Here is an 18,056-nt window from a genome sequence, read left to right on the forward strand (position 1 = left end):
TTGCGAGACTGGGGCGGTGAGCAGCGCACCCCCCGCACCCCGCGTCATCGCCGTCGTCGGACCCACCGCGGCCGGAAAGTCCGATCTGGGCGTCTTCCTGGCCCAGCGACTGGGAGGCGAGGTCGTCAACGCCGACTCCATGCAGCTGTACCGAGGGATGGACATCGGCACCGCCAAGCTGACGCCCGCCGAACGCGACGGCGTCCCGCACCACCTCCTGGACATCTGGGACGTGACCGTCACCGCGTCCGTCGCCGAGTACCAGCGGCTGGCCCGCGCCAGGATCGACGCACTGCTCGCCGACGGCCGCTGGCCGATCCTCGTCGGCGGTTCCGGACTGTACGTCCGCGGGGCCGTCGACAACCTGGAGTTCCCCGGTACCGATCCCGAGGTCAGGGCCCGCCTGGAGGAGGAGCTCGTGCTGCGCGGCTCGGGCGCGCTGCACGCCCGCCTCTCCGCCGCCGACCCCGGCGCCGCGCAGGCGATCCTGCCCAGCAACGGCCGCCGTATCGTCCGGGCCCTCGAAGTGATCGAGATCACCGGCAAACCCTTCACCGCCAACCTCCCCGGCCACGACTCCGTCTACGACACCGTCCAGATCGGCGTCGATGTCGCCCGGCCCGAGCTCGACGAGCGCATCGCGCGCCGCGTCGACCGGATGTGGGAGGCGGGCCTCGTGGAGGAGGTGCGAAAGCTGGAGGGGCAGGGGTTGCGCGAGGGGCGCACAGCCTCGCGCGCGCTCGGGTACCAACAGGTGCTCGCGGCGCTCTCCGGGGAGTGCACGATGGAGGACGCGCGGGCTGAGACCGTCCGGGCCACGAAACGCTTCGCGCGCCGTCAGGATTCATGGTTCAGGCGCGATCCGCGGGTGCATTGGTTGAGTGGGGCTGCGGCGCATCTCACAGAACTTCCGCAGCTCGCGCTGGCGTTGGTCGAACGACCGGTCACAGCCTGATCACGTCCTGGCATCGGGACGCTCCGGCCGTCATCCCGGCCTCCGGCGCCGTGCCATCATCGAGCTTCGATCGACCAAGTGGAGTCCGAGTTGGGAGGGCGCGTGGCGATGGAGGCCGGCCCTCGCGACACCGCACAAGGCACCGAGCCCCTCACCGTCGACAGCGGTGAACCGGAGCAGGACGCGGAGCGTCTGAGCCCCGACGGGCCCGACGACACCCAGGGCGGTGTGACCGCCGACGGCCCCGAACCCGAGGAGATGTTCCCGGGCGGGGAAGAGGTCGAGGTCGAGCTGCGCCCGCAGCGCCGCCTGCGGATCTGGCAGCTCGCGCCCATCGTCTCGCTGGCCGCGGTGGGCTCCCTGATGTTCGCCTTCCCGCTGGCCTTCGACTTCGGCGACAGCGGAGCGGTGATCGCGATGCTGGGGCTGCTGATCTGCTCCTGCGCGGCCGGCTGGGGCATGATGGCCGCGCGCCGCGTTGGTTACACGTGGCCGGGTCTGCCGCCGCGGGGCTCCGGTCGGCGCGCGGACTGGCGGGTCGCGATCGGATACGTGCTGCTGGTGGCCGTGGTGGTGGTTCTGGCGGTCTGGCGTGTGGCCAGACTGCGCTGAAGCGCCCCTTCGGGGACGCGGGGACCTGCGCGGCCCAGTGCTCACCGGGACCGCGGCCGAAAACCGCGCCTCCCTTACGATCGAAGAATGAGCACCAGGATCGCCTTCCTCAAGGGCCACGGCACCGAGAACGACTTCGTGATCGTCCCGGACCCCGAGAACGCCCTCGACCTGCCCCCCGCCGCGGTCGCCGCCCTGTGCGACCGCCGGGCCGGCATCGGCGGTGACGGCCTGCTCCACGTCGTACGGTCCGCCGCGCACCCCGAGGCCGCGCACCTGGCCGGGGAGGCCGAGTGGTTCATGGACTACCGCAACGGCGACGGCTCCATCGCCGAGATGTGCGGCAACGGCGTACGCGTCTTCGCCCGCTACCTCCAGCACGCCGGTCACGTCACCGAGGGCGACCTCGCGGTGGCCACCCGCGGTGGCGTGAAGACCGTGCACATCGCGAAGGACGGTGACGTCACCGTCGGCATGGGCAAGGCGCAGCTGCCCGAAGGGGACGTCACGGTGAGCGTCGGCGACCGCAGCTGGCCCGCGCGGAACGTGAACATGGGCAACCCGCACGCCGTCGCCTTCGTGGACGACCTCGCGCACGCGGGCGACCTGTACTCCCCGCCGCCCTTCAGCCCGGCCGCCGCCTACCCGAGCGGGGTCAACGTCGAGTTCGTGGTCGACCGCGGCCCCCGCCACGTCGCCATGCGCGTGCACGAGCGGGGAGCGGGCGAGACCCGGTCCTGCGGCACGGGCGCGTGCGCCGTCGCCGTGGCCACGGCCCGCAGGGACGGCGCCGACCCGGCGGCCACCGGCAGCCCGGCCACGTACACCGTCGACGTGCCCGGCGGCACCCTCGTGATCACCGAACGGGCCGATGGCGAGATCGAGATGACCGGCCCCGCGGTGATCGTCGCCGAGGGCCAGATCGACGCCGACTGGCTTGAAAACACGGTTGGTTGACCATATGAATCGTAATGATCAGGGTCCTGGAGACGTGGAACCGCAGTCTCCGTCCCCTTGCGCGATGCGGAACCACAGCCAGTCGCAGGTCAGGTGGCGTGAAATCGTAAACCTGCAAACCTTCGCTCGAATGGGTGATCCGTTTCACGCTCGCCGAGAGACGGTCAGCCGGGCGTGATGGGCTCGGTAGCATCAAGCACCGGCCCGGACGGGGGACAGATGCCATCCCCTGAGCCGTGTCCGCCATGGGGCACCCCGTCCGCCGGTCCACGCAGCCGGAGGTGCCCATGAGTGCGGAGGCGACGAACCCCGCGACCCCAGGTCCGGTAGCAGGCCCGGCCGCCCGCTGGCGGGCGCGGATCGACCTGCGCCGCCTGGGCCGTGCCGCGCTGCTCGGCCCTGCCGCCCGGGACCGGCTGCCCGACGCCATCGGCCACGTAGCCGAGGCCCACCGCGCCCACCACCCCGACGCCGACCTCGAGCCCCTGCGCCGCGCCTGGGTCCTGGCCGAGTCCTCGCACCGCGGCCAGATGCGCAAGAGCGGTGAGCCGTACATCACACACCCGCTCGCCGTGACCCTGATCCTCGCCGAACTCGGCGCCGAGACCACGACCTTGACGGCCTCACTGCTCCACGACACCGTCGAGGACACCGACGTGACGCTCGATCAGGTCGGCGAGGAGTTCGGCGCGGAGGTCCGCTTCCTCGTCGACGGTGTCACCAAGCTGGAGAAGGTCGACTACGGCGCCGCCGCCGAGCCCGAGACCTTCCGCAAGATGCTCGTCGCCACCGGCAACGACGTCCGCGTGATGTCGATCAAACTCGCCGACCGGCTGCACAACATGCGCACCCTCGGCGTGATGCGCCCCGAGAAACAGGCCCGCATCGCCAAAGTCACCCGCGACGTCCTCATCCCGCTCGCCGAACGCCTCGGCGTCCAGGCCCTCAAGACCGAACTGGAAGACCTGGTCTTCGCGATCCTCCACCCCGAGGAGTACAAGCACACACGCGAACTGATCGTCGACAACGCCTCCCGCGCGGACGATCCGCTCGCCGAGATCGCCGACGAGGTGCGGGGAGTGCTGCGCGAGGCCGGCATCCCGGCCGAAGTCGTCATCAGGCCACGGCACTTCGTCTCCGTGCACCGCACGGCCCGCAAGCGCGGCAGACTGCGCGGCGCGGACTTCGGCCGCCTGCTGGTCCTGGTCGGCGAGGACGCGGACTGCTACGCCGTCCTGGGCGAACTGCACACCTGTATGACACCGGTCGTCTCGGAGTTCAAGGACTTCATCGCCGTACCGAAGTTCAACCTGTACCAGTCGCTGCACACCGCTGTGGCCCGCGGCGACGGCCAGGTCGTCGAGGTCCTCATCCGCACCCACCAGATGCACAAGGTCGCCGAGGCCGGCGTGGTCGCGCTCGGCAATCCGTACGCGTCCCCTTCGGACCTCTCGGAGGAGCAGAGCGCGGGTACCGACGAGGAGCGGGTGGACCCCACCCGGCCCGGCTGGCTCTCCCGCCTCCTCGACTGGCAGGCGGCCGCGCCCGACGCGGACACCTTCTGGTCCACCCTGCGCGAGGACCTCGCCCAGGACCGCGAGATCACCGTCTTCCGGCCGGACGGCGGCACCCTTGGCCTGCCCGAGGGCGCGACCTGTGTGGACGCCGCTTACGCGCAGTACGGCGAGGACGCGCACGCGTGCCTGGGCGCGCGGGTCAACGGCCGGCTGGCGCCCCTGAGCACCGTCCTGAAGGACGGCGACACCGTCCAGCTCCTCATGGGGCAGGACCCGGCCGCCGAACCCTCCAAGGAGTGGCTGGAGCACGCGCACACCCCCGCGGCTCGGATCGCCATCCAGCGGTGGATCGCCACACATCCCTCGCACGAGGCGCCGGACGAGGCCGAGGAGCGAGGCGTGTCGGCGGGCGGGCCGGCAGGCCTGACGCCGGGGGACGCGCAGGCCGCGCGGAGGGACGCGAACCCCTTCCGGGCCCCCGTCGCAGAGTCACCGACTGCCGACACGCCCGACAGCGCGGGCCGGATCACCGCCGAGTCGCAGACCTCCGACGACCAGGTCGCCGACCGCCCTGGCGCCGCCGTCGCCCTCGTCGACGAGCCCGACGCGACCGTACGGCTGGCCGGCTGCTGCACGCCCGTACCGCCCGACGAGATCATCGGATTCGCCGTGCGCGGGGGAGTGGTCACCGTGCACCGCGTCGAGTGTGCCGCGGTGGCACGCATGAAGGGGCGCAGGGAGGTCGGCGTGCGCTGGGGCGACACCGCCGAGTGCCGGGTCACGCTGTTCGCGGAGTCCTTCGGTCGCCCACACCTGCTCGCCGACCTCACCGAGGCCATGGCCGGCGAGGGCGCCGAGATCGTCTCCGCGACCGTCGAGCCCCCCAGCGAGCAGCGGGTTCGCCACACGTACACGGTCCAACTGCCGGACGCGGCCCTGCTGCCCGCGCTGATGAGGGCGATGCGGAACGTGGCGGGCGTGTACGACGTGAGCAGGGCGCAGACACCGCCTGGGGCCTGACGGAGTCCTCGCAGGCTGCCCCGACCGGAATGGACGCCTCAGGAGGCGCGCCGGTCGGCATCGGCGCCTCAGGGACCGTCCGACCCGGGAGTGACGTCTCAGGGGGGGCCGTACCTGCCGGGGCGGTGCCACGGGCGGCCACGCCGCGATGGTGTGGACACCTCACGGAGCCGGGCCCGACCTGAATGGAGCCCGCTGGGCCCCGCCGGGAATGACGTCTCAGGGGGCCGCGCCCGCCGGGGGACGGTGCCGCAGGGGCCAGGTCCGCGATGGCGCCGACACCTCACGGGGCCTGGCCCGATGCGAAGGGAGCCCGCCGGACCCCACCACGCGCGTGGGGAACCGGCGCGCAGTTCCTTCGTCCGCGCGAGGAGCACTCGGCACCCCCACGCGCGCGCGTGGGCGTGCCGGCGCGAACTCGTATGTGCCGTACGCCATGACCGTACGTCCGCCCGCGCGCGTGGCGTGCCACAGGGCGGCACGCGTCTCCTCAACGGACCGGAGGACCCCGTTCGAGTGGGCCGGTCGCGCGTCGCCGCCGTGGCGCACGCGCGCGCTGGTAGCGGTGATGCATGCCGCTCACCCCCCGCACGCACACCGTCCCCGCGCCCGTACATCCCGCCCACGCCCACCGGCCCGGCCCCCTCGCCCCCCGTCGCCGTACCGGAAACTCCCCGCGGCGCAAGGCGGCCGCGCTGCTCGCCTCCGCCGTCTGCGTCTGTCTGCTCGCCGCGAGTGCCCCGGCCACGCCGCTCGGCCTCGGCGACCGCCTCTTCCCGAACCTCGGCAACCCCGGCTACGACGTGGCGTCGTACAACCTCTCCTTCACCTATCCCGGCAGCAACAGCAAACCGCTCACGGCCGTCACCACCATCGATGCCTGGACGACGACCGAACTCGACCGCATCAACCTCGACTTCGCGCACGGCGAGGTCCGGTCCGTGGAGGTCGACGGACGGCCCGCGGCCTTCACCGGTGCCGGTGAGGACCTCGTCGTCACGCCCGACGAACCACTGCCCGGCGGCAGCTGGATGCGGATCACCGTCCGGCACACGAGCGACCCCGTCTCCGCCGCGGACCGGGACGGCGGTTGGATCCGCACCTCGGACGGGCTCGCCATGGCCAACCAGGCCGACGTCGCCCACCTGGTGTTCCCGTGCAACGACCACCCCTCCGACAAGGCGATGTTCACCATCCGGGTCACCGCGCCCGACGGTTACACGGCCGTCGCGAACGGACTGCCGACGGAGGTGGACCGCGTCGGCAGGACGACCACCTGGACGTACCGCACCCAGCACCCCATGGCCACCGAGCTCGCACAGGTGTCCATCGGCCGCTCCACCGTGCTGCACCGCAGCGGACCGCACGGACTGCCCGTCCGGGACGTCGTGCCCGCAGAGGACCGCGCCGAGCTCGAACCGTGGCTCAAGAAGACCCCCGGCCAGCTCGCCTGGATGGAGAACAAGGTCGGGCCGTACCCCTTCGAGACGTACGGCATCCTCATGGCCGCCGCCGACACAGGTTTCGAGTTGGAAACTCAAACCCTCTCTCTCTTCGAGAAGGATCTCTTCACCGAGCCCGCCTACCCCAAGTGGTACGTCGAGTCGATCATGATCCATGAGCTCTCCCACCAGTGGTTCGGCGACAGCGTCAGCCCCCGCGCGTGGTCCGACCTCTGGCTCAACGAAGGACACGCCACCTGGTACGAGGCCCAGTACGCGGAGGAGAAGGCGGGCCGCACCCTGGAGGCCCGCATGAAGGCCGCGTACGGCGCCTCCGACCGCTGGCGGGATGCCGGTGGTCCGCCGGCCGCACCCAAGCCGCCCAAGCCCGGCCAGAAGATCGGCATCTTCCGGGCGAACGTCTACGACGGCGCCGCCCTGGTCCTGTACGCCCTGCGCCAGGAGATCGGCCGCAGGGTCTTCGAGGGCCTGGAACGGGCCTGGGTGCAGGAACACCGGGACGGCACGGCGTCGACCACCGACTTCGTGCACCTCGCCTCCGAGATCTCCGGACGCGACCTCGGCGGCTTCCTCCATGACTGGCTCTACGGCGAGAAGACCCCGCCGATGCCCGGCCACCCGGACTGGAAGGCCGCGGCACCCGCCGCCGCACCGGTGAAATAAGTCAGTGACGAGACGCCCCGTGCCGTGCGACCATCTTCAGGTCGGCGCGGCGCGGGACACGGGAATCTCCCGGGGTTCTCGTGCGTTGAGAGACATGACCGCCGACTCTGAATCCCCATCGACGTAAGGATCCAATGACCTCCTCTTCATCTTCTTCCCAGGACACGCAGCGCTTCGCGCACACCTACGCCGAAGGTCTTCGGGCCGATGCCCTGATGGAAGAGGACGTCGCCTGGAGCCACGAGATCGACGGAGAGCGGGACGGCGAGCAGTTCGACCGCTCCGAGCGCGCGGCCCTGCGTCGCGTCGCCGGCCTCTCCACCGAGCTCGAGGACGTCACCGAGGTCGAGTACCGCCAGCTCCGTCTGGAGCGGGTGGTCCTCGTCGGCGTCTGGACCACGGGGACCGTGCAGGATGCGGACAACTCCCTCGCGGAGCTCGCCGCCCTGGCGGAGACCGCGGGCGCACTCGTGCTCGACGGCGTCATCCAGCGTCGCGACAAGCCCGACGCGGCCACCTTCATCGGTTCCGGCAAGGCCCTGGAACTGCGTGACATCGTCGTCGAGTCGGGCGCGGACACTGTCATCTGCGACGGCGAGCTCAGCCCCGGCCAGCTCATCGCCCTGGAAGACGTCGTCAAGGTCAAGGTCATCGACCGTACGGCCCTGATCCTCGACATCTTCGCCCAGCACGCCAAGTCCCGTGAGGGCAAGGCGCAGGTCGCGCTCGCGCAGATGCAGTACATGCTGCCGCGACTGCGCGGTTGGGGTCAGTCGCTGTCCCGTCAGATGGGCGGCGGCAAGGGCGGCGGCCTCGCCACCCGTGGTCCCGGTGAGACCAAGATCGAGACGGACCGGCGTCGGATCCGCGAGAAGATGGCGAAGATGCGCCGGGAGATCGCGGACATGAAGACCGGCCGTGAGATCAAGCGCCAGGAACGCAAGCGCCACAAGGTGCCCTCGGTCGCCATCGCGGGTTACACCAACGCCGGCAAGTCGTCCCTGCTCAACCGCCTCACGGGCGCGGGCGTCCTGGTCGAGAACGCCCTGTTCGCCACTCTGGACCCCACCGTCCGCCGCGCTGAGACCCCGAGCGGCCGCCTGTACACGCTGGCCGACACCGTCGGTTTTGTACGGCACCTGCCGCACCACCTGGTCGAGGCGTTCCGCTCCACCATGGAGGAGGTCGGCGAGTCCGACCTGATCCTGCACGTGGTGGACGGCTCGCACCCGAACCCGGAGGAGCAGCTGGCCGCCGTACGCGAGGTCATCAGGGACGTCGGCGCCACCGGCGTGCCCGAGATCGTCGTGATCAACAAGGCCGACGCGGCCGACCCGCTGACGCTCCAGCGGCTGATGCGGATCGAGAAGCGCTCCATCGCGGTCTCGGCCCGTACCGGCCAGGGCATCACCGAGCTGCTCGCCCTGATCGACAACGAACTGCCCAGGCCGTCCGTCGAGATCGAGGCGTTGGTGCCGTACACCCACGGCAAGCTGGTCGCCCGGGCCCACGACGAGGGCGAGGTGATCTCCGAGGAGCACACGGCGGAGGGCACCCTGCTCAAGGTCCGGGTGCACGAGGAGCTGGCCGCGGACCTGGCGCCGTACGTGCCGATGCCGGTGGCCTGAGGGCCATAGCCCAGCAGTCTTGAGGCCCGTCCCTTTTGCGAGGGGCGGGCCTCAGTCGCGCCCAGGTCATCAGTGGCCGTGTGTCAGTCACAGGCGGGCGTGCAGGCCACAGGCGGCGTGCAGGTCACGGGCGGACGTGAACGGGCGGCGTGCTTGAGGCCGCCCGGGCCGTCACTGCCCCGCGAACTTCCGACTGACCGCGTCGTACACCCCCTCGGCCACCTCGCCCAGCCGGGGCCCGGCAAGCCAGCCCGCGGTCACGGGGCCGATCGAGGTGTTCGACACCAGCGCAGGCTCGCCGTCCGCAGCGGTCGCGACCCAGCCGCCGCCGGACGAACCACCGGTCATCGTGCAGCCGATCCGGTACATCGTCGGCTCCGAGGCGCTGATCGACAGCCGCCCCGGCCTGTCCTGGCACTGGTACAGCGTCTCCCCGTCGAAGGGCGCCGCCGCCGGATACCCCGCGGCCGTGATGCTCTCCATCCGCGGTACCGCCGGCGCGGCGAAGTTCACCGGCAGGGCCGAACCGACCGTCTCCTCCAACGACTTGCCGGTACCTCCCTCCTCCGGCGTCACGTGAATGACCGCGAAGTCGTACGGGGCACCGTCCCCGCCGGTCGGACCGCCCCGCGCGATCCACTGGTCCGAGGTCCCCGCCCAGTCGGCCCACCAGACGCCGTACGGAGCGAGCGCGTCCTGGGTCGCACCGGTCAACTGCTCTGCCGAGAGAGCCTGGTCGTTGTACGACGGCACGAACGCGATGTTGCGGTACCAACCGCCACTCCTGCCCGCGTGCACACAATGCCCCGCCGTCCATACCAAGTCGGACTTGCCCGGGTGGGCCGGGTCCGCCACGACCGTCGCCGAGCAGACCATCGTGCCTTCGGGGGAGTCGAAGAACACCTTGCCCGCCTCGGGAACGTTGTCGTGATACGTAGGCGATACGGCTTTCGCGTCCACCGGCGCGGGCTCCGGGTCGGTCACACCCTGGTCACCCGAGAGGTCGCTCTCCTGGACACCTCGGTCGGGATCCTCGGCCTCCCGCATCCGGTCAGGGTCCCACAGGCCCTCGATGATGGGGTTGATGTAGTCCTGGGCCTCGCGCAGCCAGTCGTCCCTGTCCCAGTCCTTCCAGGCGCCGTTCCTCCACTTGTCTACGTCGATCCCGTGTTCCTTGAGCCTGTCCCTGATGTCGTCCGGGATCGTGATCTTGCCGTCACCCCCGGACGCGGTGGAGGCGGAGGCCTGCGCGTTCGCGCCCGGCTCCCCCGAGCCGCAGCCGGTGGCGGTCAGCGCCAGCACCGAGGCGAGGGCCAGGGCGGCCAGCACGGGCGAGGTTCTACGGCGGGCGCCTTTTCCGCCTTCACCGCGAGCGGTCGACGACAGCGGTTCGGATCGCATGCTCTGCCTCCCCCTGTGTGGACGAACCCGGCGCCGGATCCGGGTACTTCCCGCAGACACCCCGCGGGTTCACCTTCCGGCACCGCGCCTTGGAAAGGCATCACACACTATGCGCCCGCTATGGGTGACTTCCGACGGAACCGCAACAGTTTCGTCACGCCAAAGATCTTCAGACAACCCGTAACCCGCCGAACAGCCCGGGGTTGGTAGCGGTGGGGCCTGCTGCCGGCGGACGGTTCGGTCCCCGCGGCCCAACCCCCGCAGTTTTTCCGACAGTCGGGGCAGCTATGTGCGGAGATGTCGAGCAAAGGATCCCGGGGCTCCGTATGTCGGGGCGGGCGAGTCCGCGAGCGAACCGCGTGCCCTTGCACAGTGCGACGACGGGAGAACCATGGCCGTGACCGAGACCGCACCCGGGGAGGCCATGGCGGGGCACACCCCCGTCGAGGAATCGTCGGCGGCCCGCTCCGCACACGAGGGCATCTTGCGACGCCAGTCGGCCCGCGAGTCCGCGGCGCGCACCTACGCGCGTGCCCTTCCGATCGTCCCTGTACGCGCGCGTGGCCTGACCATCGAGGGCGCCGACGGCCGCCGCTACCTCGACTGTCTCTCGGGCGCCGGCACTCTGGCCCTCGGACACAACCACCCCGTCGTCCTGGAAGCCATCCGCAAGGTCCTCGACTCGGAGGCGCCCCTTCACGTCCTCGACCTCGCCACCCCCGTCAAGGACGCTTTCACCACCGAACTGTTCCGCACCCTTCCGCCTGGGCTCGCCGACCACGCACGCGTGCAGTTCTGCGGCCCGGCCGGCACCGACGCGGTGGAGGCCGCCTTCAAGCTCGTACGCGCCGCGACCGGCCGCAACGGGATACTCGCCTTCGCCGGCGCCTACCACGGCATGACCACCGGCGCGCTCGAAGCGTCCGGCGACGCCTCCGACGTACGGGTCGCCCGGCTGCCCTATCCGCAGGACTACCGCTGCCCCTTCGGGACCGGTGGCTCGCACGGCGCGGAACTCGCCGCCCGCTGGACGCAATCCGTCCTCGACGACCCCAAATCCGGGGTGCCGCTGTCCGCCGGGATGATCCTCGAACCCGTCCAGGGCGAGGGCGGGGTGCTTCCGGCCCCGGACGAGTGGATGCGGCGCATGCGCCAGATCACGGCGGACCGCTCGATCCCGCTCATCGCCGATGAGGTCCAGACAGGGGTCGGCCGCACCGGCGCCTTCTGGGCCGTGGAGCACAGCGGCATCACCCCCGACGTGATGGTCCTCTCCAAAGCCATCGGCGGCAGCCTGCCTCTTGCTGTCGTCGTCTACCGCGACGACCTAGACGTCTGGGAACCCGGCGCCCACGCCGGCACCTTCCGCGGCAACCAACTCGCCATGGCCGCAGGCACGGCCACGATGGCCTACGTCCGAGAGAACGACCTCACCACCCGCGCGGCAACACTGGGGGCACGGATGCTGGTTCAACTCCGGTCGCTGGCCGCGGAGTTTCCTGTGATCGGCGATGTGCGAGGGCGGGGGTTGATGATCGGGGTTGAGATGGTGGAGGGGGAGGTTGAGAGGACGGGGGAGGGGTGGGGCGTCGCCGGTTTGTCTGTTGGGTCCGGTGAGGTCGAAGGGGCCGCTGGGTTGTTGGGTACGGTCGGGCCGGACAGTGCGGGCGGTGCGAGCGCCGAGATGATGCCTGGTGCCGTCCCGTCTCCTCGCCCTGCCTCTCCGGAGCTTGCCGCCGCCGTCCAGCGGGAGTGCCTCCGCCGCGGCCTGATCGTCGAGCTCGGTGGTCGTCACGCGAGCGTCGTCCGCCTGCTCCCGCCCCTGACGATCACCGACGAACAGGCGACCGCCGTCCTCGATCGACTCGCCGATGCCGTGGCAGCGGTGGCCCGCAGTCATGGCCCCGACGGCAGGAGCCACCAGCTGCACCGACGGCGAGCCCGGGACGGGGGCGAGGCGGCGGGGTAGCCGCTGAGGTGATGGTGGGAGCCGGTGAAGCGGCAGAAGTTGGCGGGTTGGGTGGCGCTGATCGGGCGCCAGCAACTGGTGTGGTGGTCGGGGCTGAGCGGGCGACAACTGCTGTGCTGGCTGTAGTCGATAGAGCGCCAGGACCCGGTGTTTCGACTGGAGCGGCACAGGGGCCAATGGTCGCAGCCACCACGCCCTCGGCCGCTGTGACCGGCCCTGCCGAAGCCGCTGTGACAGCGGCACTCGGGGCCGGGGCCGGAGTCGGAGCTGAAGTCGGGGTCGGAAGCCGGGACCGGGCTGAGGTCGGGGCTGGAGCCGACGTCGAGGCCGAGGTCGGCACCGCGGCCAGGTCAGAAGTCGGAGTCCGGCCCGGCCCCGCAGCCGCCGCCACTCCTCGCGCCAAAGACCAAACCGCGTCCCGCTCACCGACACCTCCGAACTGCCCCAGTCGTCACGTCGATTGCTCACTGCTCCCCTCCCTCTCGGTGGACCACTCACCTCCACGCGACTCCACCGCTCATCTCTCACCAAGCCCCCAGCTCATCCCGGTGCCGGCCCCGGACCGGCACAACAACTTCGATCCACCGCCCACGAGACAGCAGCCTTTCCAAGGCAGCACCACCCCGAGGAACACCGGACTTGAACGCAACCCCCACTCCCCACGCCTCCACGCATCCGCGCAACTACTCCGACACCACCCCCTCCCCGCAGCGCCGCTCCCGCCCCGCCCACACCCCGTCGCAGGGCGGGCCGCCCGAATGGGAACTCCTGCGGGGCGCCACTGCCGACCCCCTGAACCATCCCGACCCGCACACTGCGGCCGAAGCCGCGGCCGTGGAGAACCTGCTGCGTTGCTGGGTCCGCGAGACCGACCTGCCCGCCCCCACGGGCGGCACCCTCCACGTCCCCCTCACCGCCAGTGGCACCTCCCTTCTCGTCCCCGTCCACTACTGGTCCCCTACGGGATGGCACCGCTTCGGCCGCCCCCGTCTCGCCACCGCCCCCGGACAAGCTCCGCCGGTCGACGCAGTCACCGTCGCGGCACTGCTCACCCGTGAGTCACTGGCCACAGAAACCCCCTCCGCAGGCGGTGCCGAACTGGTGGCCCGCGTGGCCGACTCCGTCCGCCGCACCGCCACCTTCGTCCGCGAGCGCCGCAAGGACCCCGACGACGGTCCCGACCTCTTCCTCACCGCCGAACAGTCGCTCGTCCTCGGCCACCCTCTGCACCCGGCCCCGAAGAGCCGCGAAGGTCTCACCGAAGCCGAAGCGGTCCTGTACTCACCCGAATTGCGCGGCTCCTTCTCCCTGCACTGGCTCGCCGTCGACCCCTCCCTCCTCGCCACCGACTCGGCCTGGACCGAACGCGGCCGTCCGGTCGGTGCTGCCCAGCTCACTCAGCGCCTGGCCGGCACCGACCTGCCGCTCCCCGACGGACGCACGGCCCTGCCGCTGCACCCGTGGCAACTCCGCGAGGTCCGGCACCGCCCCGAGACCGCCCTTCTCTTCGAAACCGGACTGCTCCAGGATCTGGGCGCTCACGGCTCCCCTTGGTACCCCACCTCCTCCGTACGCACCGTTCATCGCTCCGGTGCCTCCGCCATGCTCAAGCTCTCCCTGGGCCTGCGCATCACCAACTCCCGCCGCGAGAACCTCCGCAAGGAACTCCACCGCGGTGTCGAGGTGCACCGGCTTCTGCGCAGCGGTCTGTCCAAGGCGTGGCAGGCGGCCCACCCGACGTTCGACATCGTCCGCGACCCCGCCTGGCTCGCCATCGACGGGCCCGACGGCGATGCCGTCTCTGGAATCGATGTGGTGATCCGGCACAACCCCTTCAGCACCTCGGACGACGTTTCCTGTATCGCCGGCCTCGTCTCACCGCGCCCCCACGCCCGGGTCGAGACCACCGAGGACCTTCCGGACAAGGACGGCCTGGACGAGGGCCACAGCCCGGCGACTGACCGCCCGGAGACGGATCACCCGGCCTGGCGGTCCCGGCTGGCCGGGATCGTCACCCACCTCGCCGCCCGCACCGGCCGCCCCCGAGGAGCCGTCGCCGCAGAGTGGTTCCTGCGCTACCTGGAACACGTCGTCCGCCCGGTCCTGTGGCTCGACGGCGAGGCCGGGATCGCGCTGGAGGCACACCAGCAGAACACCCTGGTCCTGCTGGACGGCAACGGCTGGCCCGCCGGCGGCCGCTACCGCGACAACCAGGGCTACTACTTCCGTGAGTCCCGGCGGGCCGAACTCGACGCCCGGCTGCCCGGCATCGGCGCACACAGCGACACCTTCGTCTCCGACGAAGTCACTGACGAGCGTTTCGCCTACTACCTCGCGATCAACAACGTCCTAGGACTCATCGGTGCGTTCGGCTCCCAGCGCCTGGCCGACGAACGGCTGTTGCTCGCCGCCTTCCGCCGCCTCCTCGCCGACGTGGCCTCCGGACCCACCCGACTGCGCTCCACCCTTCCTGGACGCCTGCTCGACTCACCCGTCCTGCGCTGCAAGGCCAATCTGCTCACCCGCGTGCACGGCCTGGACGAACTCGTCGGCCCGGTCGACACCCAGTCCGTCTACGTCACCATCGCCAACCCCCTTCACTCCTGAGGAACATGACCCACGCCGCCTTCTGAGAGGAGCGCCTGCGTGTCTCCCACCGACGCGACTGCCGACGCCGCTTCCGCCCCCTTGCCCCACGTCGGCACCGGCACCTGCCCCACCCCGGGCGAGGACGGCACCGCCCGGTGCGCCGACCGGAGCACCGAACACGAGGACACACTGGACCTGCGCCTGCCGGACGAACTCGTCGCACTCTTCGAGACGGGGCAGCTCGGCGCAGGCACCGACGCCCAAGACGGGCAGGGGCAACAGAGCCGGGGCGAGAGCACCGCACCGCCCCCCTCGCTCACACCGGCCGGAGACGACCTGCTCGACGGCGTCGCCGACTGGGGACCGATCACGACCCCGGCGGGCGTGTTCCAGCTCGTGCCCGTACGCGTCGAGAGGGACCTTCCCCTCGTATGCCGTTGGATGAACGACCCGGCGGTGGCCGCGTTCTGGGAGCTGGCCGGGCCCCAGAACGTGACGGAGGACCACCTGCGGTCCCAGCCGGCCGGCGATGGACGCAGCGTTCCCTGCCTAGGGGTGCTGGACGGCACCCCGATGAGCTACTGGGAGATCTATCGGGCCGACCTGGATCCGCTGGCCCGCCACTATCCGGCCAGACCGCACGACACCGGTATCCATGTCCTCATCGGCGCTGTCGCCGATCGGGGACGAGGTCTGGGCAGCACCCTGCTCAGAAGCATCGCCGATCTCGCCCTCGACAAGCGACCCGCCTGTGCCCGCGTCGTCGCGGAACCCGACCTTCGCAACATCCCGTCCGTCACCGCCTTTCTGAGCGCAGGATTCCGCTTCTCCGCCGAGGTGGACCTGCCCGCCAAGCGGGCAGCCCTCATGATCCGAGACCGGTCCCTGCGCGATCTGCTGTAGCACCGCGTCATTGCGCAATCACTTTTGGTACACCGCTCGCGCCGAGTCGGTTCCCACCCGTCGCAAAACTTTTTCCGACGGCCTCGGACCACACGCCGTCCGCTCCACCGCCCCCACGGGGCATCGATCAATTTCCGTCGCCCTCGGACCAAAGCCGCGCCTGACCGGACCAGACTCGGCCGAAGCCGAACCGAATCGGGCGGGTCCGACCCCCTCCCGCCCCGTCTCCGAGGAGCTCCCGGTCTTGATCCAGCCCTTCGTCCCCGCCTTGATCACCCCTTTGTCAGTGCCGGGCCGTAGGGTGGTCGCGCTATGACGAAGCCCTCACTCCCCGAACTCCTGCATGCTGCCGTCACTGCCGTGGGCGGTACGGAGCGCCCCGGCCAGGTGACCATGGCCGAATCCGTCGCGGACGCGATCGACGACGGGTCCCACCTGCTGGTGCAGGCCGGCACCGGTACCGGAAAATCGCTGGGCTATCTCGTGCCCGCGCTCGCGCACGGGGAGCGTGTCGTCGTCGCGACGGCCACCCTGGCCCTGCAGAGACAGCTCGTCGAGCGAGACCTGCCGCGCACGGTCGAGGCACTGCAGCCGCTGCTGCGCCGCCGCCCGGAGTTCGCCATGCTCAAGGGCCGGTCCAACTATCTGTGTCTGCACCGCCTCCACGAAGGCGTTCCGCAGGACGAGGAAGAGGGCCTCTTCGACCAGTTCGAGGCCGCCGCGCCCACCAGCAAGCTGGGCCAGGACCTGCTGCGGCTGCGGGACTGGTCGCAGGACACCGAGAACGGTGACCGCGACGACCTCACGCCGGGTGTCTCAGACCGCGCCTGGGCGCAGATCTCTGTATCCTCCCGCGAGTGTCTGGGAGCGACGAAGTGCGCGTACGGCGCCGAGTGCTTCGCCGAGATGGCCCGCGAGCGCGCCAAGCTCGCCGATGTCGTCGTCACCAACCACGCGCTGCTCGCGATCGACGCCATCGAAGGCGCCCCCGTCCTCCCCCCGCACGAAGTCCTGATCGTCGACGAGGCGCACGAGCTGGTCTCCCGGGTCACCGGCGTCGCCACCGGCGAGCTCACCCCCGGCCAGGTCAACCGTGCGGTGCGCCGAGCCGCGAGGCTCGTCAACGAAAAGGCCGCCGACCAGCTCCAGACCGCCGCCGAGGGCTTCGAGCGGCTGATGGAGCTCGCCCTGCCCGGCAGGTTGGAAGAGATCCCGGAAGACCTCGGCTACGCGCTGATGGCCCTGCGCGACGCCGCCCGTACGGTCATCTCCGCGATCGGAGCGACGCGTGACAAGTCGGTCCAGGACGAGGACGCGGTCCGCAAACAGGCGCTGGCTTCCGTGGAGTCGGTGCACGACGTGGCGGAGCGGATCACGAACGGTTCGGAGTGGGACGTCGTCTGGTACGAGCGTCACGATCGCTTCGGCGCATCCCTGCGCGTGGCCCCCATGTCGGTGTCGGGCCTGCTGAGGGAGAAGCTGTTCGCGGACCGATCCGTGGTCCTGACCTCGGCGACCCTGAAACTGGGCGGCGACTTCAACGGCGTAGGAGCGTCGCTGGGACTCGCCCCGGAAGGAACCGAGGGCGAAGACCTGCCGAAGTGGAAGGGCCTCGACGTGGGTTCGCCCTTCGACTACCCCAGGCAAGGCATCCTCTACGTCGCCAAGCATCTCTCGCGCCCCGCGCGCGACGGCGACCGAGTGGACATGCTCGACGAACTGACGGAGCTCATCCAGGCGGCCGGCGGCCGCACCCTGGGGCTCTTCTCCTCCATGAGAGCGGCCCAGCTGGCCGCCGAGGAACTGCGCTCCCGTATCCCCGAGTTCCCGATCCTCCTCCAAGGCGAGGAGACCCTCGGTGAACTGATCAAGAACTTCGCAGCCGACCCGAAGACCTGTCTCTTCGGCACGCTGTCGCTCTGGCAGGGCGTCGATGTGCCCGGTCCCAGCTGCCAGCTGGTCGTCATGGACAAGATCCCGTTCCCGCGCCCCGACGACCCGTTGATGAGCGCCCGCCAGAAGGCGGTGGAGGACGCCGGCGGCAACGGCTTCATGGCGGTCGCGGCCACGCACGCCGCCCTGCTCATGGCCCAGGGCGCCGGCCGCCTCGTACGGGCCTCCGGGGACCGTGGCGTGGTCGCCGTACTGGATCAGCGGCTGGCCACGGCACGGTACGGCAGCTATCTCAAGGCGTCACTGCCCGACTTCTGGTACACCACGGACCGTAATCAGGTGCGTAGGTCGCTGACGGCCATCGACGCCGCGGCGAAGGCCACGGAAGCGGCAGAGCTCGCCGCAGAGGCCGAGAGGGCCCGGGCGGAACTCGACTGATGGCCGGGTGGCCCGACCCGCAGAGGGCCGGGCCACCCGGCCATGCGC

Annotated in this window: 11 protein-coding genes; 10 read left to right on the plus strand and 1 reads right to left on the minus strand. The window is 70.8% G+C overall.

The features are described from left to right. Positions 1 to 16: 16 nt before the first annotated feature. The 6 genes from miaA (at position 17) to hflX (ending at position 8,815) form a co-directional block, all read left to right on the plus strand. Positions 17 to 955, plus strand: a complete 939-nt coding sequence (gene miaA / locus ABZT06_RS03635) for a tRNA (adenosine(37)-N6)-dimethylallyltransferase MiaA (RefSeq protein ID WP_355734234.1) — start codon at positions 17 to 19, stop codon at positions 953 to 955. Between the two features lie 108 nt (positions 956 to 1,063). Continuing rightward, a complete protein-coding gene (locus ABZT06_RS03640) occupies positions 1,064 to 1,567 on the plus strand; it encodes a hypothetical protein (RefSeq protein WP_355735497.1) in 504 nt (167 codons plus the stop codon). Positions 1,568 to 1,654: 87 nt separating this feature from the next. Continuing rightward, positions 1,655 to 2,524, plus strand: coding sequence for a diaminopimelate epimerase (gene dapF, locus ABZT06_RS03645; protein ID WP_355734236.1), 870 nt, complete (start codon positions 1,655 to 1,657; stop codon positions 2,522 to 2,524). Between the two features lie 287 nt (positions 2,525 to 2,811). Next, the gene (locus ABZT06_RS03650; RefSeq protein WP_355734238.1) at positions 2,812 to 5,061 is read left to right on the plus strand and encodes an HD domain-containing protein; all 2,250 of its coding nucleotides are present in this window, start codon (positions 2,812 to 2,814) and stop codon (positions 5,059 to 5,061) included. 572 nt (positions 5,062 to 5,633) lie between these two features. Beyond that, positions 5,634 to 7,187 carry a M1 family metallopeptidase gene (locus tag ABZT06_RS03655; protein WP_355734240.1) on the plus strand — a complete coding sequence of 518 codons (1,554 nt, stop codon included), beginning with the start codon at positions 5,634 to 5,636 and terminating at the stop codon, positions 7,185 to 7,187. Positions 7,188 to 7,321: 134 nt separating this feature from the next. Then, positions 7,322 to 8,815 (plus strand): GTPase HflX, encoded by a 1,494-nt coding sequence (hflX, locus tag ABZT06_RS03660; protein ID WP_355734243.1) that lies wholly within the window; start codon positions 7,322 to 7,324, stop codon positions 8,813 to 8,815. Positions 8,816 to 8,986: 171 nt separating this feature from the next. Here the strand turns inward: hflX and ABZT06_RS03665 are convergent, their stop codons facing one another. Continuing rightward, the gene (locus tag ABZT06_RS03665) at positions 8,987 to 10,216 is read right to left on the minus strand and encodes a hypothetical protein (RefSeq protein ID WP_355734246.1); all 1,230 of its coding nucleotides are present in this window, start codon (positions 10,214 to 10,216) and stop codon (positions 8,987 to 8,989) included. A gap of 424 nt (positions 10,217 to 10,640) precedes the next feature. Between ABZT06_RS03665 and ABZT06_RS03670 the strand changes: the two genes are divergently transcribed. The 4 genes from ABZT06_RS03670 (at position 10,641) to ABZT06_RS03685 (ending at position 18,008) form a co-directional block, all read left to right on the plus strand. Further along, positions 10,641 to 12,185, plus strand: a complete 1,545-nt coding sequence (locus tag ABZT06_RS03670) for a diaminobutyrate--2-oxoglutarate transaminase family protein (RefSeq protein ID WP_355735500.1) — start codon at positions 10,641 to 10,643, stop codon at positions 12,183 to 12,185. A 768-nt stretch (positions 12,186 to 12,953) separates the two neighbouring features. After that, positions 12,954 to 14,792: an IucA/IucC family protein gene (locus ABZT06_RS03675; RefSeq protein WP_355735503.1), complete on the plus strand. Its 1,839-nt coding sequence runs from the start codon at positions 12,954 to 12,956 to the stop codon at positions 14,790 to 14,792. 39 nt (positions 14,793 to 14,831) lie between these two features. After that, positions 14,832 to 15,677 carry a GNAT family N-acetyltransferase gene (locus ABZT06_RS03680; protein WP_355734249.1) on the plus strand — a complete coding sequence of 282 codons (846 nt, stop codon included), beginning with the start codon at positions 14,832 to 14,834 and terminating at the stop codon, positions 15,675 to 15,677. A 312-nt stretch (positions 15,678 to 15,989) separates the two neighbouring features. Then, the gene (locus ABZT06_RS03685; protein WP_355734252.1) at positions 15,990 to 18,008 is read left to right on the plus strand and encodes an ATP-dependent DNA helicase; all 2,019 of its coding nucleotides are present in this window, start codon (positions 15,990 to 15,992) and stop codon (positions 18,006 to 18,008) included. Positions 18,009 to 18,056 lie beyond the last annotated feature (48 nt).

It is taken from the genome of Streptomyces sp. NPDC005483 (assembly GCF_040606035.1).
Classification (GTDB): Bacteria; Actinomycetota; Actinomycetes; order Streptomycetales; family Streptomycetaceae; genus Streptomyces.